This is a genomic window from Niabella aurantiaca DSM 17617, assembly GCF_000374125.1.
Classification (GTDB): Bacteria; Bacteroidota; Bacteroidia; order Chitinophagales; family Chitinophagaceae; genus Niabella; species Niabella aurantiaca.
The window spans coordinates 510,054-532,582 of record NZ_KB893637.1; the positions used below are offsets into that span (position 1 = coordinate 510,054).

Annotated in this window: 17 protein-coding genes; 13 read left to right on the top strand and 4 right to left on the bottom strand. The window is 49.3% G+C overall.

Annotated features, from left to right (window positions below):
• Positions 1–9: 9 nt before the first annotated feature.
• Positions 10–2,991, bottom strand: coding sequence for a SusC/RagA family TonB-linked outer membrane protein (locus B160_RS0115835; protein ID WP_018628914.1), 2,982 nt, complete (start codon positions 2,989–2,991; stop codon positions 10–12).
• A gap of 247 nt (positions 2,992–3,238) precedes the next feature.
• Here B160_RS0115835 and B160_RS29315 point away from each other — a divergent pair, with 247 nt between their 5' ends.
• The 3 genes from B160_RS29315 to pnp all read left to right on the top strand — a co-directional run bounded on the left by B160_RS29315 (position 3,239) and on the right by pnp (position 6,687).
• The gene (locus B160_RS29315) at positions 3,239–3,568 is read left to right on the top strand and encodes a hypothetical protein (protein WP_026309813.1); all 330 of its coding nucleotides are present in this window, start codon (positions 3,239–3,241) and stop codon (positions 3,566–3,568) included.
• A gap of 340 nt (positions 3,569–3,908) precedes the next feature.
• A complete protein-coding gene (rpsO, locus tag B160_RS0115850) occupies positions 3,909–4,178 on the top strand; it encodes a 30S ribosomal protein S15 (RefSeq protein WP_018628917.1) in 270 nt (89 codons plus the stop codon).
• A 325-nt stretch (positions 4,179–4,503) separates the two neighbouring features.
• Positions 4,504–6,687, top strand: a complete 2,184-nt coding sequence (pnp, locus tag B160_RS0115855; RefSeq protein WP_051107184.1) for a polyribonucleotide nucleotidyltransferase — start codon at positions 4,504–4,506, stop codon at positions 6,685–6,687.
• A gap of 218 nt (positions 6,688–6,905) precedes the next feature.
• Here pnp and B160_RS0115865 read toward each other — a convergent pair whose 3' ends face one another.
• Positions 6,906–7,334, bottom strand: coding sequence for a hotdog fold thioesterase (locus B160_RS0115865; protein ID WP_018628920.1), 429 nt, complete (start codon positions 7,332–7,334; stop codon positions 6,906–6,908).
• A gap of 184 nt (positions 7,335–7,518) precedes the next feature.
• Between B160_RS0115865 and mqo the strand changes: the two genes are divergently transcribed.
• From mqo to B160_RS0115920, 8 genes are all read left to right on the top strand, one after another.
• Positions 7,519–9,051, top strand: a complete 1,533-nt coding sequence (gene mqo / locus B160_RS0115870) for a malate dehydrogenase (quinone) (RefSeq protein ID WP_018628921.1) — start codon at positions 7,519–7,521, stop codon at positions 9,049–9,051.
• Between the two features lie 309 nt (positions 9,052–9,360).
• The gene (locus B160_RS0115875) at positions 9,361–9,750 is read left to right on the top strand and encodes a BlaI/MecI/CopY family transcriptional regulator (protein ID WP_018628922.1); all 390 of its coding nucleotides are present in this window, start codon (positions 9,361–9,363) and stop codon (positions 9,748–9,750) included.
• Positions 9,747–11,441 (top strand): M56 family metallopeptidase, encoded by a 1,695-nt coding sequence (locus tag B160_RS0115880; protein WP_018628923.1) that lies wholly within the window; start codon positions 9,747–9,749, stop codon positions 11,439–11,441. Before B160_RS0115875 ends, B160_RS0115880 begins: the two co-directional genes overlap by 4 nt.
• 737 nt (positions 11,442–12,178) lie before the next feature.
• Positions 12,179–12,904 (top strand): porin family protein, encoded by a 726-nt coding sequence (locus tag B160_RS0115895; RefSeq protein ID WP_018628926.1) that lies wholly within the window; start codon positions 12,179–12,181, stop codon positions 12,902–12,904.
• Between the two features lie 384 nt (positions 12,905–13,288).
• Positions 13,289–14,380 carry an L-rhamnose/proton symporter RhaT gene (gene rhaT / locus B160_RS0115905; RefSeq protein WP_018628928.1) on the top strand — a complete coding sequence of 364 codons (1,092 nt, stop codon included), beginning with the start codon at positions 13,289–13,291 and terminating at the stop codon, positions 14,378–14,380.
• A gap of 34 nt (positions 14,381–14,414) precedes the next feature.
• Positions 14,415–16,535, top strand: a complete 2,121-nt coding sequence (locus tag B160_RS0115910; RefSeq protein WP_018628929.1) for a bifunctional rhamnulose-1-phosphate aldolase/short-chain dehydrogenase — start codon at positions 14,415–14,417, stop codon at positions 16,533–16,535.
• Positions 16,536–16,693: 158 nt separating this feature from the next.
• Complete coding sequence (locus B160_RS0115915; RefSeq protein WP_018628930.1) at positions 16,694–17,968, top strand: sugar isomerase; 1,275 nt, start codon at positions 16,694–16,696, stop codon at positions 17,966–17,968.
• 200 nt (positions 17,969–18,168) lie between these two features.
• Positions 18,169–19,497: an FGGY-family carbohydrate kinase gene (locus tag B160_RS0115920; protein WP_018628931.1), complete on the top strand. Its 1,329-nt coding sequence runs from the start codon at positions 18,169–18,171 to the stop codon at positions 19,495–19,497.
• A 403-nt stretch (positions 19,498–19,900) separates the two neighbouring features.
• Here the strand turns inward: B160_RS0115920 and B160_RS0115925 are convergent, their stop codons facing one another.
• Both B160_RS0115925 and B160_RS0115930 read right to left on the bottom strand, forming a co-directional pair.
• Positions 19,901–20,398 (bottom strand): YeeE/YedE family protein, encoded by a 498-nt coding sequence (locus tag B160_RS0115925; protein WP_018628932.1) that lies wholly within the window; start codon positions 20,396–20,398, stop codon positions 19,901–19,903.
• A gap of 22 nt (positions 20,399–20,420) precedes the next feature.
• Positions 20,421–20,984 carry a YeeE/YedE family protein gene (locus B160_RS0115930; RefSeq protein WP_018628933.1) on the bottom strand — a complete coding sequence of 188 codons (564 nt, stop codon included), beginning with the start codon at positions 20,982–20,984 and terminating at the stop codon, positions 20,421–20,423.
• A gap of 641 nt (positions 20,985–21,625) precedes the next feature.
• Here B160_RS0115930 and B160_RS0115935 point away from each other — a divergent pair.
• Positions 21,626–22,162 carry an NADPH-dependent FMN reductase gene (locus B160_RS0115935; RefSeq protein WP_018628934.1) on the top strand — a complete coding sequence of 179 codons (537 nt, stop codon included), beginning with the start codon at positions 21,626–21,628 and terminating at the stop codon, positions 22,160–22,162.
• 118 nt (positions 22,163–22,280) lie between these two features.
• A complete protein-coding gene (locus tag B160_RS31170; protein WP_281163376.1) occupies positions 22,281–22,523 on the top strand; it encodes an SRPBCC domain-containing protein in 243 nt (80 codons plus the stop codon).
• Positions 22,524–22,529 lie beyond the last annotated feature (6 nt).

A 22,529-nucleotide genomic window follows, 5' to 3' on the forward strand; every position in this document is an offset into this window, starting at 1 on the left:
GTTGCTTATTTAGAGCGAAAAATTAATTCCTAATAAAATGGTCCTTGCCGGGGGATAGGGCAGGTATTCGATACCCAGGGAAGCGATCCCCCCGGTAGCGCCATCCGTGTTTACCTCCGGATCAAAGCCGGTGTATTTGGTGATGATAAATAAGTTTTGACCGGTTAATGAAATATTGAAATTCTTCAGCGTGCTGCCGATGTCTCCTACTTTGTAGCTAAGGGTCATATTTGCCATCTTCATATAATTGCCTTTTTCAAGATAGCGGTCGGAAGGAGCGGCGGAGTTGGAAGGCGATTCTTTTACCGCCGTATTGAAGAATGCCGAACCGATATTTCTTGCGGAAAGATTACTGATCCCCAATGTGGTGGCGGCCGTATTGTTGAATAAATAGTGCCCGAATGCCCCGTTCATATTGGCTCCCAGGCTGAACTTTTTATACGTAAGGGTGGTGGAGATACCCAGCAGTGTTTTGGGATTCGGGCTGTTTAGGTAAAATTTATTGGTAGCCGGATCATTGGTGGTGCTGATGCTGCCATCCAGGCCCCTGTACATGCTCATGCCTGTGCTGGGGTCGATGCCTTCGAACCGGGCAAGGTACCAGGCATTCAGGGGCTGGTCGTTGACCATCCGCTGTCCGGTTACACCCGAAAAGCCCTGCCCCCGCAGCGCTGCCGTTTCGTAATAGCCCAGCAGACCGTTTACACTGTTTTTGAGAAAAGTGGCATTGGCCGAAACATCCCAGTTCCACCCGTTATTTCTGATCACATTTCCTGTCAAAGCGATTTCCACACCCTTGTTGATGATCTCGCCTTCCAGGTTTACCCAGATGCGGCCGGCGGGTCCGGGCGGTGCCAGGGTTTGCTCAAACAGCGCATCTGTGGTGGTCTTGTTGAAATAATCAATGGAGCCATAAAGCCGGTTGTTGAACAGGGCAAAATCGATACCGGCATTCAATGTGGTGGAGGTCTCCCACTTCAGATCATCGTTTTTGATATTGGTTTGGTTATACACGCCCGTGCCAAAAACGAACCGGTTGAGGGCCGCCCCGGAAATGAATTCCTGGTTGCCGGTCTTTCCCCAGCCCAGGCGGAGCTTTAGCTGGTTGATACGGCTATTGCTTTTTAAAAAATCCTCTTCTGCCAGGTTCCATGCAAAAGCAAGGGATGGAAAAACAGCATACTTGTTGTTTTTACCAAATTTGGTGGATCCGTCCCTTCGTACCGTTGCTGTTAAAAGATACCGGTCCAGGTAATTGAATGCACCCCTCAGGAACTGCGACTGCAGCTGGTTGGTAGGACTTCTGTAAGAGGCGATCTCCCGGGTGGAAACGGTGGTGTACTGTAAATAGTCCCAGTAGTCCAGTCCCAGATAATTAAAGCCTCTTCCATAGCTGGCATTGTTGTCAAAGTCATAATCCAGGTATTCATAACCGGCAACGGCATTAACGCTCAGGTCCGGGTTGATCTGCTTGTTGTAGGAGAGCGTATGGGTCATCTGCTGGTTGGTTTCCGCATTGTTTGAGATGAATGCTTCTTCATTGTTCACGTTGTCCGGGTTGATCAGCCCGGCGCGGAACATGCCCCGGCGGCTTCCCACCTGCCGCATAACGCTGTACATGAGCTTATACTCCAGGTCATCGGTTATTTTATAATAAGGTGCGATGTTGGCAACAATGGTATTGGTTACGGCCTGGTCCTTGAAGGCTTCGATACTGGCTAAGGGGTTTCTGGTTGTGGTACTTACAAAGGTAAGATTCCCGTTCTCATCCCGAAGCGGACGTGTGGGGTTCCATTGAAGGGCCTGGGAGATCACGTTTCCCTGTGAGCCTACCATGGCGCTGATCGGGGCATATTTATTATTCATTTGTGTAATAAATAATGAAAAGTCCAGCCCCAGTCTTCTGCTCTCAAGAAAACGGAAATTTCCCGTAAAGTTTGCGGTGTACTTTTTTAACTGGGATCCGATAATGATCCCATTCTGATTCATATATCCTCCGGACAGCCGGTACTTGCCGTGCTCGGTGCCTCCGGATACATCGGCATAGTAATTTTGGGTGATGGCATTCCGGGTGATGGCTTTAAACGCATCTTCATTGCTTCCGAAGTCGGCAGTGCTGAGGTCATCAGGAGTATAAAATTTCACTGCTTCCCGGAATTGGTTGGCATCCAGTATTTGCGGGTATTCCCGGATCCTGGAGGTTCCGACGGAAGCTCCGGCTGAAATAACCGGTTGCCCTGCCTTGCCTTTTTTTGTGGTGATCAGTACCACGCCGTTGGCACCGCGGGAGCCGTAGATGGCCGTAGCGGAAGCGTCTTTTAATATATCCATACTGGCGATATCGCCGGGGTTCAGGTAGGTAAGGGGGTTGCCCCGGTCAGAAGAGAAATCGCCTCTCCCCGCGGGCAGGGGTGAGTTTCCGGACATCGGTATCCCGTCCAGTACAAACAGGGGATTGTTGCTCGCCCGGATGGAGGAGTTCCCGCGGATGCGCACGGTTACGGTACCACCCGGTTGCCCCGTGTTATTGATCACCATCACCCCGGGCGTTTTACCCTGGATGAGCTGGTCGGGGTTGGTCATGATCCCTTTGTTGAAATTCTTTTCGTTAATGGTAACCATCGCGCCGGTAAGATCTTTTTTGCGCGCAGTACCATAGCCGATCACCACCACCTCGTCGAGCGCCTGCTGGGCGGGTTGCAGCATCACGGCCAGTTCCCCATCGGTAATGGCAACATCCTGTGTGGCAAATCCGATAAAAGAGACCTGCAATGTTTTTGCATCCGGGGAAACATGGATGGAAAATGTTCCGTCATCTTTGGAAAGGGTAGCCGTTTGAGTACCCTTTATTTCAATGGTGGCTCCTGCCACCGGCTGGCTCTTGTCATCCGTAACCTTGCCCGTTATGGTTTTTGTTTGGGCAATAGCAGGGGAAAATGCAAGTAACAGCACAAAAGCCCAAAGGCTTGTTGCAAGCGATTTGATTTTCATACGCATTCCTGTTGATTCGTTAATTCGATTTAGTTTTAAGAGGCCCTCATGTATAATTTATTATGTACTGAATACACAATATTTGTTAAAAGTATCTAAAAGCAGTTGTTTAAAAAAATATTTACCCTGGTTTTTTTACAAAAAGGGGGAATACAAATCTTTTCGTGGCTGTCAGGAGTTTTTATTTTGTCTTGCCGTCCTGTTGCGTTGTATAAGATATGACCGTTATATAAATAAATTACTGGTTATGATAAACAGGATCTGCTTTGCCTTGATTGGCGTTATGTTGTTTTTGAGTTGTTCAAAGAAATTGGATGTAAACGAGGATATGACCTTTACGCAGGTGAATGGCAGCGGGTATGGCGAATACTCAGGTCCCATGCATATTGAGTTGAGATCTGATGGCCGCGCATTCTTTTATCCGGGAAGCGGAGATATCGTATGGGATGGATACTATAAGATCAAAGGGGGAAAGCTGAAGTATAAGGACCCGAACCGTGAGACCGGCTATACCTTCGAAATTATTTCTGAAACGGAACTAAAGGGCGAAAGAGGGGAAGTTCTTAAAAAGGAATGACTTTGAACAGCCGGGGCTTGCTTACGGAGATCTTTTGTATTCACAATTTTGTCAGGTTGTATATCCAAATTTGGAATTGTTGCCGGGATAAACGGTCATTCGTTACGGCACCCGGCACCGTTCCGCTGAAAACAGGGGATCGGGACTGTTTTGAAGAACGGGCGCTTGCAACGGCATATTGATGGTAATCAATTTTTTATGTTAGTTCCAGGTTTGGGAACCATATAAAGAATTAATTTATCCGCGCACATAATTATTTGTAATTTCCGGTTAATACGTTACCTTTGCAGCCGAAATTATTGAATAGAAAAAAATCGGATGACCGTTTAAAAGTTTAAAGATGCCAATCACAAAAGAAAGAAACGTAGCTATTTTTACCGAATTTGGCGGTAAAGCGACCAACACCGGTTCCATTGAAGGACAGGTGGCTCAGCTGACTGAGCGTATTGCGCAGGTAAGCGCCCACTTAAAAGAAAATAAAAAAGATTTCTCATCCCACCGCGGAATCATGCAGCTGGTTGGTAAGCGCAAACGCTTGCTGGCATACCTGCAGAAACACAACCTGGAAGGTTACCGCGCATTGATCGAAAAACTGGGTCTGAGAAAATAAGATCGCCAACCCAAGGGGTATTGGTGAATGTTTTATCCGGTTTTTGATTGTTGCAATCAATGCTATTATAATATCTATTCCCAATGTCCGGCGGATGTTGGGAATAACTTTTTTACCCCTTCCCACTTGTTACAAGTGATGATTTTGCCAGACAGAAATGCTACAACCCATCCTGGTACAGGAAAAGGCAATGGTTGGATAAGCTGAAAGAACATGCCGTCTTATTGCCCGATAAGGCACCGGCCTGCAAGCCGGGGCGGCTGCAAAGAAGATCGCACTGCTGTTGCCGGGTTTATTATTAATTAAAAATTTTCAATTTTATTTTATGTTACAACAACCTATCAGAAAGGTATTCGACATAGGCGATGGCCGGGAAATAACCATAGAGACCGGCCGCTTGGCCCGCCAGGCCGATGGATCCGTAACGGTATCCAGTGGCAAATGTATGATCCTGGCTACCGTGGTGGCCAACAAAGAACCGAAGGAAGGGCAGAGCTTTTTTCCGCTGACTGTAGACTATCAGGAAAAATTTGCTTCTGCCGGCCGCATCCCGGGGTCTTTCTTTAAAAGGGAAGGGCGCCTGAGCGATTCGGAAGTATTGATCTCCCGGTTAATCGACCGGGCGCTGCGTCCGTTGTTCCCCGAAGATTATCTGTGCGAAGTGCAGGTGTTGGTTACCCTGATCAGCAGTGATCCTGAAATACTGCCCGATGCAATGGCTTGCCTGGCGGCTTCGGCTGCACTGGCAGTTTCCGATGTGCCGATCAAAGAGATCATCAGCGAAGTTCGGGTAGGACGTGTGGACGGTAAATTCAAAATTAACCCCAGCCGTACCGAGCTGGAAAATTCCGATATTGACTTCATCATTGCCGCTACCGAAAAGAACCTGATGATGGTGGAAGGCGAGGCTGAAGAATGCAGCGAAGCCGACCTGGTTGCAGTCCTGGGAGTGGCACATGAGGCCATCCGTATTCAGATCAGCGCGCAGGAAGAACTGCGTGCGCTGAAGGGTGTAACGGGCAAACGGGATTATACAAAACCGGCACAGGATGAAGCCATTCGCGAAAAAGTGTATGGGTTTGCCCAATCCAAAGTGTATGAAATTGCTAAAGGAAAATTAAGCAAGCACGATAGAAGTGATAAATTTTCAGGAGTTTATGATGAGTTAGTTGCTCTTTTTGAAGAGGCGGCAACGGAAGAGAATCCATTTACAACGGAAAAGAAAAGGATGGTGGCCAACTATTACAGCGATCTTCAGTATGATGTGGTGCGCGACATGATCCTGGATGAGCGTGTGCGGCTGGACGGGCGTTCCCTTACCGAGATCCGTCCGCTGGATATGGAAGTGGATGTATTACCCTCGCCGCATGGATCAGCTTTGTTTACACGTGGTGAAACCCAGTCTCTTACAACCGTTACCTTGGGTACCGGATTAGATGAGCTCCTGGTTGAATCCGCAGCAAAATCAGCATATACCAAATTCATCCTTCATTATAATTTTCCTCCGTTTTCTACCGGTGAGGTAAAAATGATGCGCGGCCCCGGCCGTCGGGAGGTAGGCCACGGAAACCTGGCAATGCGCTCGCTGAAACAAATGATGCCCAAAGAAGGAGAAGATTTTGGTTATACCGTACGGGTGGTGAGCGATATCCTGGAGTCGAACGGTTCCAGCTCAATGGCCACTGTATGTGCCGGATCACTGGCGCTGATGGATGCCGGAGTGCCGCTTCCGAAGCACGTTTCCGGAATTGCAATGGGACTGATCACCAAAGGTGAAAAATTTGCGATCTTAAGTGATATCCTGGGTGATGAAGACCACCTGGGCGATATGGATTTCAAAGTGACCGGTACTCGCGATGGTATCTGCGGTGTACAGATGGACATTAAGGTAGACGGGTTACCGATGGAAGTGATGCGGCAGGCTTTGGACCAGGCGAAGGCGGGTCGTCTGCACATTTTAGAATCCATGTACAACGCCATTCAGGAAGCACGTCCGGAAGTGAAGTCACATGCACCGCGCGTTGTGAAGATGTTCATTGATAAAGAATTTATCGGTGCGGTGATCGGGCCAGGCGGTAAAGTGATCCAGGAAATGCAGCGGGAGACCGGAACAACCATCAACATCGAGGAAGTAAATAACCGGGGTGAGATCAGCATTTTTGGTGTGGAAAAAGCAGCAGTTGAAAAAGCGGAGAACTGGATCAAAGGCATTGTAGCTGTACCTGTAGTGGGCGAAGTTTACGATGCAGTGGTAAAAGGGATCAAAGAGTTTGGCGCGTTCGTAGAATTCCTGCCGGGCAAACAGGGACTGGTGCATATCAGTGAGATCAGCTGGAAGCGTTTGGAAACTCTGGAAGGAGTGGTGAAGGAAGGAGATGCGATGAAGGTGAAACTGATCGGAACAGATCCGAAATCCGGAAAGTTCAAGTTGTCCCGCAAAGCACTGATCCCCCGTCCGGAGAAGAAAGAAGGTGGAAACAATGTACCTCCGGCCCCTGAAAACAACTAGTATCTCGTGTTCGACAATATTGCTAAAACCTTCGCTCCGGCGAAGGTTTTTTTATTGGGCTTAGCCAGCGGGAAGTTGCGGATCCGGCAGTTTACAGAGGTGACCGGACCATAAATTTATAAAGATCATTTGATGCTGGTTCATTATGATTTACCGGCTCGGATTCATAAGGTGGATCTAAATAACAGGCTGGTTATTAATGATAAAGAAAGGATATCTTAAGTGAATTTTTGTTTTTCGATGACCGCAACGGTCAACCGGCTTACACAGGTGAGCTGGCCGGCATCATTGTAAATACGGATATCCCATACATGGGTCTTATTTCCAAGGTGAAGCGGCGTACAAACCGCCCGCACCCCGCCGGAGGCAACCGGTTTCAGGTGATTGGCGTTCACTTCCATTCCCACTGCCATAAAACGATCGGTATCTATCACAAGACTGCTGGCATAGGAGCCAACGGTCTCTGCAAGTACTACCGACGCCCCACCGTGCAGGATGCCGTAGGGCTGACGGACCTTTGAGGTAACCGGCATGATGGCGGTAAGACTGCTGTCGGTCACTTCGCTAAAGGTAATATCGAGGTAGCTGCCCATATAATCCGGGGTCATATTCAGCTGGCGCAGGTCAACGGGTTTTTTCCAGATCATCTTTTTTTACCCAATATAGTTCATTACGGATTTTTGGCAAAGAGCAACGGGCGCAAGAGGGTTGGATAGAACGATTATTCCTGCCTTTCCGGAATAAAATAAAAAGTATAACGTTTTCGAAAGTGGTATTGTCTTCGGTTCTTTTTAATTTTGCGCCACATTTTAATGCATAAAATAGCGGAACGTGGCTAAAAGAAAAGAAATAGAGACCGAAGTGGTATTGATCGGTGCCGGGATCATGAGCGCAACCCTGGGCGCTTTTATAAACGAGCTGGAGCCAGGGCATTCCATCCATATTTTTGAACGTCTGGGCAAGGTGGCCGGCGAAAGTTCCGATGCCTGGAACAACGCCGGTACCGGTCATGCTGCCTTGTGCGAACTGAACTATACCCCGGAGAAGGAAGACGGGACCATCGAAACGAAAAAAGCGCTGGACATTATTGAGCAATTTGAGCAGTCCAAGCAGTTTTGGTCGTACCTTGTAAAGGAGGGGCAGATCGGGGATCCGAAACGTTTTATCCGTACGGTACCGCATATGAGCTTTGTACGGGGAGAAAATGATGTGCACTACCTGCGCAAACGGTATAAGGCCCTGCAGCAATACAAACTGTTTCAGGGAATGGACTACTCCGAGGATCCCGAAGTGATCCGGAACTGGATCCCGCTGGTAGTGGAAGGCCGCGATTCCTCTGAAAAGATAGCCACAACCCATACCGACCTGGGCACCGATGTGGATTACGGCGCGCTGACGAATATCTTTATCGGCAATATGGTAAAACGGGGAAATACAGAATTGCACCTGCTGCATGAAGTGTATGACCTGATCCGCCAGGACGATGGCCGCTGGAAGGTAAAGGTGAAGGACCTTTCCTCCGGCGAAAAAGCGATCTATTATTCCCGTTTTGTATTCATTGGGGCCGGCGGAGGATCGCTGCACCTGCTGCAGGACAGTGATATCCCGGAGAGCAAGCTCTATGGCGGGTTTCCCGTTGGGGGACAGTGGCTGGTATGCAGCAACCCGGAAGTGGTGAGCAAACACCACGCAAAGGTTTATGGACAGGCTTCGGTAGGAGCGCCTCCCATGAGTGTGCCCCACCTGGATACCCGTGTAATGGGAGCGGAAACCTCCATCCTGTTTGGCCCGTTTGCAACCTTCTCCACAAAATTCTTAAAGGAAGGTTCTTACTGGGACCTCTTTGAATCCATTAAATACTGGAACATTGTTTCGTTGATGCGGGTAGGACTGAAGAATTATGAGCTGGAAAAATACCTGGTCCAGCAATTGAGCCTGTCGGTTGAAGACCGGATTGAAGCGCTCCGGGTATTTTATCCGGAGGCCAAAACGGAGGACTGGAAGCTGGAGGAGGCCGGTCAGCGCGTGCAGATCATTTATAAAGATGCGGAAAAAGGCGCTTCCCTGCAATTTGGAACAGAGATCGTCACCAGCGAGGACAGGACCATCGGAGCGCTGTTGGGAGCTTCCCCGGGAGCTTCTACTGCCGTATCCATTATGCTGACGCTGCTGGAGCGCTGTTTCCCCGACCATTTTCACGGGAAGTGGAGCGAAAAATTAAAGAGCATGATCCCTTCTTTGGGACAGAGCCTGGAAGAAAATGATGCGTTGCGCTACCAGGTAAGAACAGAAACCTGCGACCTGTTGCAGCTGAACTGGAAGGAACCGGTACCGGTGGGTATGGAAGTCGCAGAGAATGCCTGAATGACAGGGTCATAATAACCTTATACAGCCTCCGCAGCGCGGGGGCTTTTTTATACAAGCCTGCCACTGAAGGCACAGCATCACAGAAGTTTTTTGGGCTGTAAGGGCTCCTGTATTTGTTTTTTATTGGATAGGAATTTGCAGAAAGTCAATGCTTCAATCTATGGGTACAGGAGGGAACTATCGGCCGCAAATGCATCGCGGGGGTAAAAAACCAGTGTTTCAGCGTTTCTGCGGTGCTCTATAAAAAAAAATTTGGTTACTTCAGTTTTTATTCTACATTTGTAGAAACAAATCTATATTTGTAGAATGATAAAGCTATCAAAATCGGAAGAGCAGCTGATGGAGTATATCTGGAAAGCAGAAAGAGCATTTATGAAGGACCTGATCGATGCTTTTCCGGATCCGAAACCCGCGAGTACAACGGTAGCCACGCTATTGAAGCGCATGACCGACAAGGGGGTCATTGGTTATACCCAGTATGGAAATTCGAGGGAATATCATCCTTTGATAAAAAAGGCGGACTATTTTTCGAAGTATGTAAGCAGCATGATCAAAAATTATTTTGACGATTCGGTGTTGCAGTTCGCCTCCTTTTTTACCCGGGAAGCAAAATTGAACAAGGAGCAATTGGAGGAGCTGAAAAAAATAGTGGACCGGCAAATACAATCATTGCCCGATCAAAAAAAGAAGAAATGATCCTTTATCTTTTAAAAGTCATTGCCTGCAGCGGGTTGCTGTACGCCTTTTATTACGGCTTTTTGCAGAAGGAAAAAATGCTGTGGTTTAACCGGTTTTACTTGCTGGGAAGTATGCTGTTCTCATTTCTGATTCCACTGGCAGTAATCGAAGTCCGGCTGAAACCGGCGGTGCTGCAGCAGCCATCAGCAGGAGCCTTCATTCCTCCGGTACCGGAAAGCACCCCCTGGCCGGAGCTGCTGATGCAATGGTCTTTTGTAGCAGCAGGAGTGGTAAGTATGGTATTGCTGCTGCGTTTTGCCCTGCATTTATACCAGATAAGGCAGAAGATAAAGGGAAATGAGCAACGTGTTTTTGAAGGTGCAACGCTGGTATTGTCAGACGAGCCGGCAACACCGCATTCTTTTTTGAATTATATCTTTTTGAATAAGGCGGATTTCGATCATCACAGGATCGATACCGCTATTCTTATACACGAGCTTGCGCATGCACGTCAAAAACATACCTGGGATATCGTGCTGGCAGAGTTTATCGGTGCGCTGCTGTGGTTCAATCCTTTTGTGTTGTTGTACCGGCGGGCCATCCGGCTCAATCACGAGTTCCTGGCAGACCAGGCGGCTGCCGGCGGGCAGGAACACCGGGTGGCCTATCAGCAGCTGCTGTTAAAAAGTATTTACGTAAATCAATCCATACCGCTTGCAAGCAGTTTCTATTTTTTAACCACAAAAAAAAGGTTACTTATGTTACAGCAAGAAACAAATCGGTTCAGAACAGGTATTAAGGCGGTGATGGTCGCCCCGGTATTGGCCCTGCTTATTTTTATATTTGCGGAACGGGTGTACGCACAGGAGCCGCCGCCACCGCCGCCCAAGGCACCAAAAGAACAAAAAATGCCGGGCGATATTAAAAGGCTTAGCGTGATTACACCCAAAGGAAAGGCGGTTGCCGTTTTAACGTACAAGAACGGGAAAACAGTAAAAGCAGATATCAGCAGCCGGGAAAAACAGGACGCATTTGAAAAAAAATACGGAGTAAAAATTCCGCCGCCACCACCACCGCCACCGCCGGCCAAAAAGGGACAGCCGGCAGGGGGTAAGGGAGCCAGTGCACGGGAAATGAAAACATACGTGGATTTTTATCAGACGGCCATGAAAGAGTCGGAAGATCAGAACAATGGCAACGGAGAGCATCTTCAGCAGCTCGTAAAGATCTATCTTAAAATGACGGAATCACAAAGGGCTACAGTCCCGGAATTGCCGCCACCGCCGCCGCCGGTACCTCCGGTTCCGGAAAAGAAGGCTCCGGCGCCTTTGACCCCGGTGAAGGAAGAACAGGGTATGGCAAAGGCGGAATATTCAGATGGCAAAGCCATTGCGGGGATCGGCCCGGAGGAGCGTGTTAAAGCTGCAGGAACAGTCATGAGCCGTGCGGAGATGGCGCCGCTCAAAATAAAAATCGGGCAGATCAACGAACCTGTGGAAGTAAGGAAAAAGAGCCCGGGGATTGTTAAACCTTTGGCTGCAAAAAAAGAGATGCGGGAATTGGGAGAAAGCCGGCCGGTAAAACCGGTTCGGGCAGTAAAGGAAATTCCCCAAGCGGCGGCCGTTAAAATAAAAACAGGCACCATTAAAGAAGCGCCTGCCACAGCCCGGCCGGTAAAAGCAGATCCGAAAAGGTTAACGTTCGATTGATCTGTTGCACAGGGGCCCGGGCACTGCTTGTTCAGAAGAAGCTGTCTTGTGTTCGTTGCTAATAATACAAATTATAATTTAGGCGGATACTTTCCCGTATAATGCGGGTGTGATAGCCGTTCGGGCCAATGGAATGGGGCTGCTGCGGATATCCGGTCGGTATAAGAAGCTGGCACCTTTTAATGGTTATACGGATGCTCCCGGATCGTTTTTAAACAGCTTCTAAGAACAACGCTGCAGGCCATTAAAGAGGTTGATACGGCCTCTTTTTTTATTGCCCGGTTTAGATACGGATATAATGATTGGTCATTTTATTTTTTGCGTCAAGCCGGCGTGTGTCATTTTTTAATAGATGCCGTTTCGGTTGCCACTAAAGAGAATGTGTCAGTCCGTTTGGTATCATTATAATGTTGATACAGTTTTTTTGACACAACATTTTCCGGGCCGTTGCTATTTATCCTCGCCATTTAACCGGCAAAAAGAAGCCGGTCCATGAGGTATGGAAGCCTCTTGCAACCCATAGACCACCAGCTGGCAGGATATACCCTCCCTGATCCATAGGTTCTTCCTGCTGTTTAAATACATAGCGTTTTTAACAATTCTTTTGTATCGTCAGCACAAAATATTCTGGCTGCATCGCCGAAAGTATTAAATAAATGATAAAGCTTTTACAGTGAATGCTCCTGGTGCAGCTATTGCTTATGATATAGGGTCTTACTCAATAAAATTCTTAAGTTATGAAACAAAGTAAACTTGCTCTGAAATCCTTCCTGCTTGCAGCAGCCATTGCCGTGTCCGGTGCCGCCATGGCACAGGTGGATGTTGGCGTACGCGCGGGCGTTAATCTTTCTAACCTTACTATAAAAGATGCCGATGGGAAAACGGTCGACGGCGCTAAACTGACCCCCGGTTTTCATGCGGGACTGACCTTTGATATTCCGGTTGCCGACGAATTTTATGTTCAGCCCGGGGCGTTGTTCAGCATGAAAGGCGCAAAGCTGGAAAAAGATGCGCATGAGTATTTTAATTCGGACGCGTATGTCCCGGCAGCTTCGGGCGACTACACAAGACTGAACACCTATAACCTGGAAGTGCCCGTGAACTTTATTTTTAAACCCGCAGTGGGAGGCGGCAACCTGTTGATCGGGGCCGGTCCTTATTTTTCCTATGCATTGGGTGGAAAGTTTAAAAGGGTTACGGACAGCTATGGAACCGAAACCGGGAACCTGGAGTATGCCGGTGATTACAATGACTTCGGCGATGACCCGGATAAAATGACCTTTGGCAAGCGTGCCGATGTAGGAGCCAACCTGCTGTTTGGTTACGAATTTGCCAACCGCTTTTCGGTACAGCTGAATGGTCAGCTGGGACTGACGAACCTGGAGCCGAAATCCGACGGACGTAAGCCGGACGAAACTTTAAAGAACAACAATTTTGGTCTCTCCGTTGGTTATAAGTTCTGATCAATCCATAGGATATAATGAGCGTTACCGCCCCTGGGGCGGTTTTTTTTATGGTCATATCATACGCCGGCCTGTGTAATCGTGCATGATGACCGGTGCGCTGATCCTCCGGACGCGTCATCCGGGCGTGCACCTTCATGGCCTGCTCCGGGGTGCTAAAAGGATCGACGCTCTGCTGCAGCTTTTTGATTGTAAAATGAACTTGACGCAGGTGCGATCGCTATCGGGACGGCAAGACAATGCCGGTTTTTGACGCCCTTTTTGGTGCCCGGTTTTGCTGTTTTAAGATATTGTTAAAACCAAAGCAGAAGCATGACAGTACATGACGGTAGTCTGTTTTAAACGGAATATTTTTGACTTTTAATGATTGCTTAAAAAAGATTCATGAACGCATTATTAGGAGTTATATTCCATTTTATAGGAGGCTTCGCTTCGGGCAGCTTTTATATTCCCTATAAGAAAGTAAAGGGGTGGGCCTGGGAGTCTTACTGGCTGGTAGGCGGTGTTTTTTCCTGGCTGATCGTACCACCGCTTGCCGCATGGCTTACCATCCCCGATTTTTGGGAGATCATCAAAACCGCCGGCGGTGCCACCGTAGGGTATGCCTATCTTTTCGGCCTCCTTTGGGGCATCGGCGGGCTTACATACGGGCTGGGGGTCCGCTACCTGGGCGTATCGCTGGGCAGCAGCATCATCCTGGGGCTGTGTATGGTATTTGGTGCCCTGATCCCCGCTATTTATTACCAGCTGAATCCCGCAGATGGCAAAGATACCATCGGCCTGCTGTTCGATACCAGCTGGGGAAAAGTGGTGATGCTGGGCTTGCTGGTCTGCATCATTGGTATCGTCGTTTCCGGTAAAGCCGGTGTGCGCAAGGAGAAGGAGCTCGCGGGGCAGGAGCATGATCATTTATCGGGAAAGGATGAATACAAATTTGGCCTGGGATTGCTGGTGGCGATCGTTTCCGGTGTGCTGAGCGCCTGCTTTAATTTTGGCATTGAGGCCGGTAAACCGATGGCGGATGCGGCCAATGCTTTGTGGAAGGCAGCGAACCCGGGGCAGGGGGAATTCCTTTACCAGAATAACGTATCCTATGTGGTGATCTTATGGGGCGGGCTGACCACTAACCTGATCTGGTGCCTGATCCTGAATGCGCGGAATAAGACCTTTGGTGACTATACCAATGCAAAAACGCCGCTCTTATCCAATATTATCTTTTGCGCATTGGCCGGTACCACCTGGTTCCTGCAATTCTTCTTCTATGGTATGGGAGAAAGCAAGCTGGGCAACGGTCCCAGTTCCTGGATCCTGCACATGGCGTTCATTATTTTAATAGCCAATGTATGGGGGCTGGTATTGAAGGAATGGAAAGGTGTAAGCCGGAAAACCTTTACTACGGTAGTACTGGGGATCATCATCATCCTGGTATCGGTATTGCTGGTCGGATACGGGAACTCATTAAGAAAAGATATATAAAAGCATTAAGTAGTCGTAAAAAAGAATTCAGTTTATGAGTGCAGAAACGAAAACGTTCAAACATGTAAGTTATTTATGGGATGAAGCCACTGCGGCCGCAATGGAAGGTGATGAAGTGGCATTGCTGATCTACCGTTCCAATTTATTGGGCGCAGATCTTCGCTTGACCAACTATGGAGGCGGGAACACCTCCTGTAAAGTAATGGCAAAGGACCCGCTTACCAACGAGGAAAAGGAAATTATGTATGTGAAAGGCAGCGGCGGCGACCTGGGCACACTGAAAAAGAGCGGGCTGGCAGCTCTGTACGTAGACCGCTTACGGAGCCTGAAGGCTATTTACAGGGGTATCGAACATGAGGATGAAATGGTAGAGCTGTTCAATCATTGTATCTATGACCTGGCATCCAAGGCTCCATCGATCGATACGCCGTTGCATGGGTTCCTGCCGTTCAAACATATTGACCACCTGCATCCGGATGCGGCCATCGCCATTGCCGCAGCCAAAGACGGCAAAAAGATCACTGAAGAATTATTTGGCGGTACCATCGGCTGGGTACCCTGGCAAAAACCGGGGTTTGATCTGGGATTGCAGCTCAGACAATGTCTGGACGAAAATCCGGGCATCCGTGGCATCATGCTGGGATCACACGGCCTGTTCACCTGGGGCGATACCGCTTATGAAAGCTACCTGAACACCCTGGAAGTGATCGAAAAATGTGCGGAGTACATCGAGCAGCACCTGGGTAAAAATGGTCCCGTGTTTGGCGGGGAGAAAGTGGCTGCGTTGCCGGAGGCAGAGCGGTTGCAAAAAGCTGCAGCGCTGGCACCGGTATTGAGGGGCTTCTGCTCTTCACATACAAAAATGGTGGGCCACTTTACCGATGATGAGCGGGTACTGCAGTTCATCAATTCCAATGACCTGGATCGGCTGGCGCCCCTGGGTACTTCCTGTCCGGATCATTTCCTGCGTACGAAGATCAGCCCGCTGGTATTGAACCTGTCACCGGATGAAGATCTTGAGGCGGTAGCTACCGTTAAAGAAAAGATAGCGCCTTTGTTTGATGCGTACCGAAAAATGTATGCGGCCTATTATGAAACCTGCAGGCACCCCAACAGTCCGGCAATGCGCGACCCGAACCCGGTGGTGATCATTTATCCAGGGGTAGGGATGTTCACGTTCTCAAAAGATAAACAAACGGCCCGGGTTGCGGCGGAGTTTTATACGAATGCCATCAATGTAATGCGCGGATCCGAGGCAATTTCCGAATATACATCGCTGCCCCGGCAGGAGGCTTTCAATATTGAATACTGGCTGCTGGAAGAAGCAAAACTGCAGCGGATGCCCAAGCCCAAGCCCCTTAGCGGCCGGATCGCACTGATCACCGGCAGTGGCGGTGGTATTGGTAAGGCCATTGCCCGCAAATTTGCCGGGGAAGGCGCCTGTGTGGTGATCAATGATGTGAATGAGGAACGTGTAAAGGAGACCACGGCCGAATTCCGGAAGGATTTTGGCAGAGATGCGGCGGCGGCGGTGGTACTGGATGTTACCGCCGATGATTCGATAAAGACGGCCATCGATGCGGCTGTGCTGGCCTTTGGCGGCCTCGACATTGTAGTGAATAACGCCGGTATCAGTATCTCAAAATCCATAACCGACCATACCATTGAAGAATGGGACCGCTTGTATGATATTCTTGTAAAAGGGCAGTTTATGGTGTCCAAACAGGGCGTGGCCGTGATGCGCAAGCAGGACATCGGTGGCGATATCATCAATATCGTTTCCAAGAATTCGATCGTATCCGGCCCCAATAATGCCGGCTATGGATCGGCAAAAGCAGCCCAGGCGCACCTTTCAAGACTGCTGGCTGCAGAGCTGGGCGGGGATAAGATACGCGTGAACGCGGTGAACCCGGATGCTGTGATCGCCAACTCCAATATATGGGCCGGCGGCTGGGCAGAGGGGCGCGCAAAAGCCTATGGCATTACTGTGGAAGAATTGCCGGCCTATTATGCCAAGCGCACCCTCATGAATGAAGTGATCCTTCCGGAGGATATAGCCAATGCCTGTTTTATATTTGTAAGCGGATTGCTGAACAAGTCTACCGGCAATGTGCTGAATGTAGATGGCGGAGTGGCGGCTGCATTTTTACGATAAAAACGTCTTCATATAACAAGCAATACAAGAGTTGATGATTTTCTAATCGGTCAACTCGTTTTTTAAGATCTTTAAACGACGAATGCATCACCACCTGCAACAAGGGTCGCACCGTATGGAGGTGATGCGAACGTTCAAACCGATATAAAGTATTTTTTATGCTATTAACAAAGAGCCAGATAGAGCAGCATAATGATGCATTGCTGACACAACATCAACGGAATTTTGAATGCCTCTCGGGCAACGTACCGGGGGTGGAAGCGGTATTGAAAAAGCTTACCGACTTTCAGGTGGCCATTCCTTCCTGGGCGCTGGGGAACGGAGGCACCCGGTTTGGGCGCTTTGCCGGAAAAGGCGAGCCATCCACGCTGGAGCAAAAGCTGGAGGATGTAGGACTGCTGCATCAGTTCAACCGGTCGAGCGGGGCCGTTTCCCTGCACATTCCGTGGGACATTCCGAAGGACGCCGGTGCGTTGAAGCAGCTGGCTGCAGCGCTGGATCTGCGGTTTGATGCGATGAACTCCAATACCTTCCAGGATCAGCCGGGCCAGGCGCATAGCTATAAATACGGCTCACTGCAGCATGTGGACAAGGCCGTACGCAAACAGGCGATCGATCATAATATAGAAGTGATCAGGTATGGTGAAGAACTGGGTTCGGAATCGCTGACCGTATGGCTGGCGGATGGCTCCTGCTTTCCCGGGCAGCTGAATTTTCGTAAGGCGTTTAATAACACATTGGAAAGCCTTGGAGAAATTTATGCTGCTTTGCCCGAAGACTGGAAAGTATTTGTAGAGTATAAAGCATTTGAGCCCAATTTTTATTCCACTACGGTTGGAGACTGGGGGCAATCCTTCCTGTTTGCCAGCAAGCTGGGAGAAAAAGCGTATTCCCTTGTAGACCTGGGCCACCATCTGCCCAATGCCAATATTGAACAGATCGTGGCGCTGCTGCTGAATGAAAAGAAGCTGGGTGGGTTTCATTTTAACGACAGCAAGTACGGGGATGATGACCTCACCGTGGGCAGCATCAAGCCCTACCAGCTGTTCCTGATCTTTAAGGAGCTGGTAGAGGGCATGGATGCGCGGAATATGGATCATACCAAAGACCTCGGCTGGATGATCGATGCCAGCCACAATGTAAAAGATCCCCTCGAAGATCTGTTGCAAAGTGTAGAGGCGATCAAGATTGCCTACGCCCAGGCATTGCTGGTAGACCCCGTAAAATTAAATGCAGCGCAGGAGGCCAATGATGTAACGCTGGCGCAGGAGATCCTGCAGGGTGCTTATCGTACGGATGTACGCCCCATCCTGGCAGAAGCCCGGTTACGGGCCGGTGCGGTACTGGACCCGGTCGGTCTGTTCCGTCAGCTGAAGGTGCGCGACCAGCTGGTAAAAGAGCGGGGAGCAAATACGGTAGCTACGGGGTTGTAGACCGGAAAGGTTTGATGTTTAAGGTTTCCCGTTGGATCCGGCCCCGGTGCGCGAGGTGATTGTCTCAGATCTAAAAAGCTGTTGACTGATAACCGAACCCAAGGGCTGATATCTAATATCCGGTATCTAACGTCCAGCATCCAGCATCTAATATCGAGCATCGAGCGTCTAATATCTAATATCTAACGTCTAACACACAAATGAGTGCGATTCCGGGAATAGCGGTTTTTGATATCGGGAAAACGAATAAAAAATTCTTCTTTTTTAACGAGGACTATGAAATTGTTGAAGAAGAGGTACAGAACTTTTATGAAACAAGGGATGAAGATGGTTTTCCCTGCGATGATATTGGCCTCATCGGCGATTGGGTAAAAAAGAAATTGTCGGAGAAGCTGGCAGACCCGGCGCTTCAGGTACGGGCGGTTAATTTTTCTACCTATGGGGCAAGCTTTGTACACGTGGATGCAGCGGGCATACCGGTGGCTCCCCTGTATAATTATTTAAAGCCGTTTCCCGAAGACCTGGGCGATCTTTTTTATTACCGTTACGGCGGAAGGGAACAGTTTGCAACCGAAACGGCTTCTCCCATCCTGGGAAATCTGAATTCTGGGTTGCAGCTGTATCGGATTAAAGAGCAACAGCCTCATTTATTTGGACAAATAAAAACCTCCCTGCACCTGCCCCAGTACCTGGGCTTTCTTACACACGGGAAACTGTTTTCAGACATCACCAGCATCGGTTGCCACACTGCTTTGTGGGATTTTGGCAAGAATGATTATCACCACTGGGTGGCGGAAGAAGGGATCGGTAGCAAGCTGGCCCCTTTGTTCTCCTCCGATGCGGCCGTTGATGCAGTCATTGACGGGCAACCTGTAAAATGCGGGGTAGGTCTGCACGATAGTTCTGCTGCTTTCATCCCGTACATGGATCTGATAAAGGAACCCTTTGTGTTGCTGTCTACCGGCACCTGGAGCATTTCAATGAACCCATTTAATAAAGCGCCGTTAACAACAAAAGAGCTGCAGCAGGATTGCCTGTCGTATCTTACCTATAAGGGGATGCCGTTAAAATCCTCCCGGCTTTTTGCCGGCAATGAGCACGAGGAGGAGGTAAAAAAACTTGCTGCGTTCTATCATTTAAACCCGAAATATTTCCACGATATCCGTTTTGAGCGGACCCTGTCCGGGCAGCCGGATGCCGGCCCGGCGCGGGAGCATTTTACGTTTGCAGGCGAGGATACCGTAGAGCAAGCCTATCATGCTCTGATCCGGCACCTGGTAAAAAAGCAAAGACAGTCTACCGAACTGGTGCTGAAGGGTACGGGTGTACAACAATTATATGTGGATGGCGGCTTTGCCCGTAATGAGATCTTTATGAACCTGCTGGCAGAAGCCTTTCCGCAGATGGAAGTGTACGCGGCATCCGTGTCGCAGGCAACCGCAACAGGCGCCGCACTGGCCATTCATGAGGCGTGGAATACAAAAGGGAGTGCCGGGCAGCTGCTGCAGGTAAAACGTTATGAGGGCTGATCGTTTTTGATGGTCTTTCCTTTTTCTGCCCGACAGGCATCCACACTACCGGGAGCCCAGCTTCTCCATTGTCCTGCCGTCCTGAAAATGCAGGATGGTTTCGGCATCTGCAAGAGATCGGACCCTCAAAGGTCCTCCCGGGCGGAAGTCCGGAACGATCATCAACTGAAAAGCGGCGAACCAAAGGTTAGCCGGGAATCCGGAAACAGGGAAGGGCATGATCCATCAATCGATAAGACCCGCCGCCGCACCATCTTACCGGCCAAAAAAAGAGTCTTTAGTTACCCAAGATGAAGGAACAATAATTGATAGAGACCGGGTTGATATTTTGATACCGGCTTGTAAAGAGAACCTTTTTTGGGCTTGTACAGGTATGGGCCCGCAGGCAGCAACAATCACCTGTCTAATGCGGCAGCTTTTCCCGGACCCTTCCGTATACCCAGGTGCCCGCAATGGCGCTGAGCAAGGTAATGACGATCACCGTGGCTCCGGTACCGATCTGCGCAAACAACGGACCAGGGCAGGCGCCGGTAAGGGCCCAGCCAAGGCCAAAGATCAGGCCGCCCCAAATCTGCCCCTTGCTGAACTGCTTCGGCTGCACTTCGATCTTTTGACCATCGATGGTTTTGATATTGAATTTTTTGATCAGCCACAGCGAAAGGATACCAACCACCACGGCACTGCCGATCACTCCATACATATGAAAGGATTGCAGGCGGAACATTTCCAGTATGCGGAACCAGCTGATGACTTCTGCTTTCGTGAAAACGATTCCGAAAATCACCCCTGCAAAAAGGAACCGGACGGGAAAGCGCTCTTTTGTACCGGCATCGGCAACGGAGGCCTCCGGAAATTCGTCCTGTACGGGTTTGGGCAGCGGCATTTTATCTTCTTTGATCATTTTTGAGCGTTGTATAATAAGATTAAAGGGACAGTATCCAGGGGAGTAGAAGATTGGCCGCCAGGAAGCCGCCGGCCATAAAACAAATGGTGGCCACCAGTGAAGGCCACTGGAGGTTGGAAAGGCCCATGATGGAATGGCCGCTCGTGCATCCGCCTGCATAGCGGGTGCCAAAGCCGACAAGGAACCCGCCCAGGATCATCAGCAGGGCGCCCCGGGGTGTTAGGAGGGACCTCCAGCTAAAAAGATCGGCCGGCACCAGGTTGCTGTGATCTGTAATGCCATTCTTTGCGAGATCCGCCGCTAATTGCGGCGCGATCTTTACCGGCCCGGGATCTGTAAGGAACTGAGCGGCGATCATGCCTCCGAAAAAAATCCCAAGCACAAAAAGCAAATTCCAGATTTCCTTCTTCCAATTGTACCGGAAAAAGGGAATGCCGGAGGGCATACAGGCGGCACAGATATGCCGGAGGGAGGAGCTGATCCCAAAAGGTTTATTGCCCAGTAATAAGAGCGCCGGTACGATCAGCCCGATAAGCGGTCCCGCCACATACCAGGGCCAGGGTTGTTTGATCCATTCGAACATCTGGAAAAGCTGTTTAGGAATGCTAAGCTATTAAATATTTTTTAATCCGTCGCCCGGAGGCGGGCAGCGGGCAGTGCCATTTGAGGATTTGAAAATGTGGAAATGTGGAAATGGGATACTACGCCTAAAACCGGATCTGGCTCAAGCAGCATAGCGTTTAACCTCTGACTGTCTGAGAAACTGTTTAAAAACGATCCGGGAGCATCCGTATAACCATTAAAAGGTACCAGCTGTTTATCGCCGCTACTTGGGGCTTTGCCGTAGCCGCCATCTGTAAAAAGCGGGGTTCAACGATCATTTTAGCAAAAGAGGCATGACCTCGAAAGATCCGGCAAGAACGGGTTTCAACCCGTTTATAAGTCCAAAAGAACAACAGAGAGCCATAGGCCCGGGGCATAATGATCCGTGCCGATGGCACTTATGAAATTACAGCTTCGTCAAAGCCGTGCTAAAGCGCGGCTTTGACGACAACGACGCGCCGGATGGCGCTTATAAGGGGACCAAAATTTTATCTTTAAACAGCTTCTGAGATCGAATGTTCATCGTCTATTGATAATGTTAACCGGATGTTTATTAAATTCGATGAAAAACGACCGGCGCAGAAGCACAACAGTTGTAACTGCCCCTGAAAAGTACACAGGATGGAACAGCGAAAGAATATTTTAGTGATCATTGGCAGCGCCAGCGCCGGATCCAGCAGCGAAAAGCTGGCGCACTATTTTGCAGTGCAAACAGCAGCTGTTTTTGCTGTTAGCCTGTATAATGAATTAAAGTTGTTACCGCATTTTGACCCCGGGCGCTCTGTTACGGATCCGCCGGAGGCGGTTATGACCCTGCGGAAAAAAATAGAACAGGCTCATGGCGTATTGATCTGTACACCCGAATATGTTTTCAGCATTCCGAGTGGATTAAAGAACGCCATTGAGTGGTGTGTGGCCGTTACCGTTTTTTCGGAAAAACCGGTGGGGATCATTACGGCGTCGGCCAGTGGTGTAAAAGGGCATGAGGAATTAAAAATGATCCTGCAAACAGTGGGGGCATCATTCACAGAAGCCACCACATTATTGATCCAGGGAGTGAAGGGGAAGATCGGTCCGCAGGGCCAGATCACCGATGCTGAAACGGAGCAGGCTTTTATACAATTCACCGACGCGTTTAAAGCGCTTACGGGAGGCTGAATCATCCGGTAATTCAGGATCCCTTGTAAAAGAAAGCGGCTCCCGGCCGTTAATGGTTCCGGCTGATGCGGCATCAGTATTTATATAATCGGTTCATATTTACAATGAAAACAAAGGGATCGTTTTAGCTATAGAAACCGGGCGGCTGCTTCGATACAACCAGATCAGTTCATTATCGGAACTTGAAGAAGCAGAGCACAATTATTCCGTATTTGAATTTATATTAACGCCTCTGGAAACGCAGACCCGGTTGACCCTTACAATAACGGGGTTCCCTACCGATACGATCTACAAACACCTGGCCTTTTACTGGAATGCGACCTTATACAAAATAAAGCGGGTGGTTGAAAACGGAGCCTAAGTCCAC

What these genes read in the sequence shown, in the direction of transcription:
- B160_RS0115875 (WP_018628922.1), top strand. Translation starts at nt 9,361, where the DNA reads ATGATAAAGCTATCAAAATCGGAAGAGCAGCTGATGGAGTATATCTGG.
- B160_RS0115915 (WP_018628930.1), top strand. Translation starts at nt 16,694, where the DNA reads ATGCTATTAACAAAGAGCCAGATAGAGCAGCATAATGATGCATTGCTG.
- B160_RS0115925 (WP_018628932.1), bottom strand. Translation starts at nt 20,398, where the DNA reads ATGATCAAAGAAGATAAAATGCCGCTGCCCAAACCCGTACAGGACGAA.
- rpsO (WP_018628917.1), top strand. Translation starts at nt 3,909, where the DNA reads ATGCCAATCACAAAAGAAAGAAACGTAGCTATTTTTACCGAATTTGGC.
- B160_RS0115930 (WP_018628933.1), bottom strand. Translation starts at nt 20,984, where the DNA reads ATGTTCGAATGGATCAAACAACCCTGGCCCTGGTATGTGGCGGGACCG.
- B160_RS0115910 (WP_018628929.1), top strand. Translation starts at nt 14,415, where the DNA reads ATGAGTGCAGAAACGAAAACGTTCAAACATGTAAGTTATTTATGGGAT.
- B160_RS0115895 (WP_018628926.1), top strand. Translation starts at nt 12,179, where the DNA reads ATGAAACAAAGTAAACTTGCTCTGAAATCCTTCCTGCTTGCAGCAGCC.
- B160_RS0115935 (WP_018628934.1), top strand. Translation starts at nt 21,626, where the DNA reads ATGGAACAGCGAAAGAATATTTTAGTGATCATTGGCAGCGCCAGCGCC.
- pnp (WP_051107184.1), top strand. Translation starts at nt 4,504, where the DNA reads ATGTTACAACAACCTATCAGAAAGGTATTCGACATAGGCGATGGCCGG.
- B160_RS0115880 (WP_018628923.1), top strand. Translation starts at nt 9,747, where the DNA reads ATGATCCTTTATCTTTTAAAAGTCATTGCCTGCAGCGGGTTGCTGTAC.
- rhaT (WP_018628928.1), top strand. Translation starts at nt 13,289, where the DNA reads ATGAACGCATTATTAGGAGTTATATTCCATTTTATAGGAGGCTTCGCT.
- B160_RS0115835 (WP_018628914.1), bottom strand. Translation starts at nt 2,991, where the DNA reads ATGAAAATCAAATCGCTTGCAACAAGCCTTTGGGCTTTTGTGCTGTTA.
- B160_RS0115865 (WP_018628920.1), bottom strand. Translation starts at nt 7,334, where the DNA reads ATGATCTGGAAAAAACCCGTTGACCTGCGCCAGCTGAATATGACCCCG.
- B160_RS29315 (WP_026309813.1), top strand. Translation starts at nt 3,239, where the DNA reads ATGATAAACAGGATCTGCTTTGCCTTGATTGGCGTTATGTTGTTTTTG.
- B160_RS0115920 (WP_018628931.1), top strand. Translation starts at nt 18,169, where the DNA reads ATGAGTGCGATTCCGGGAATAGCGGTTTTTGATATCGGGAAAACGAAT.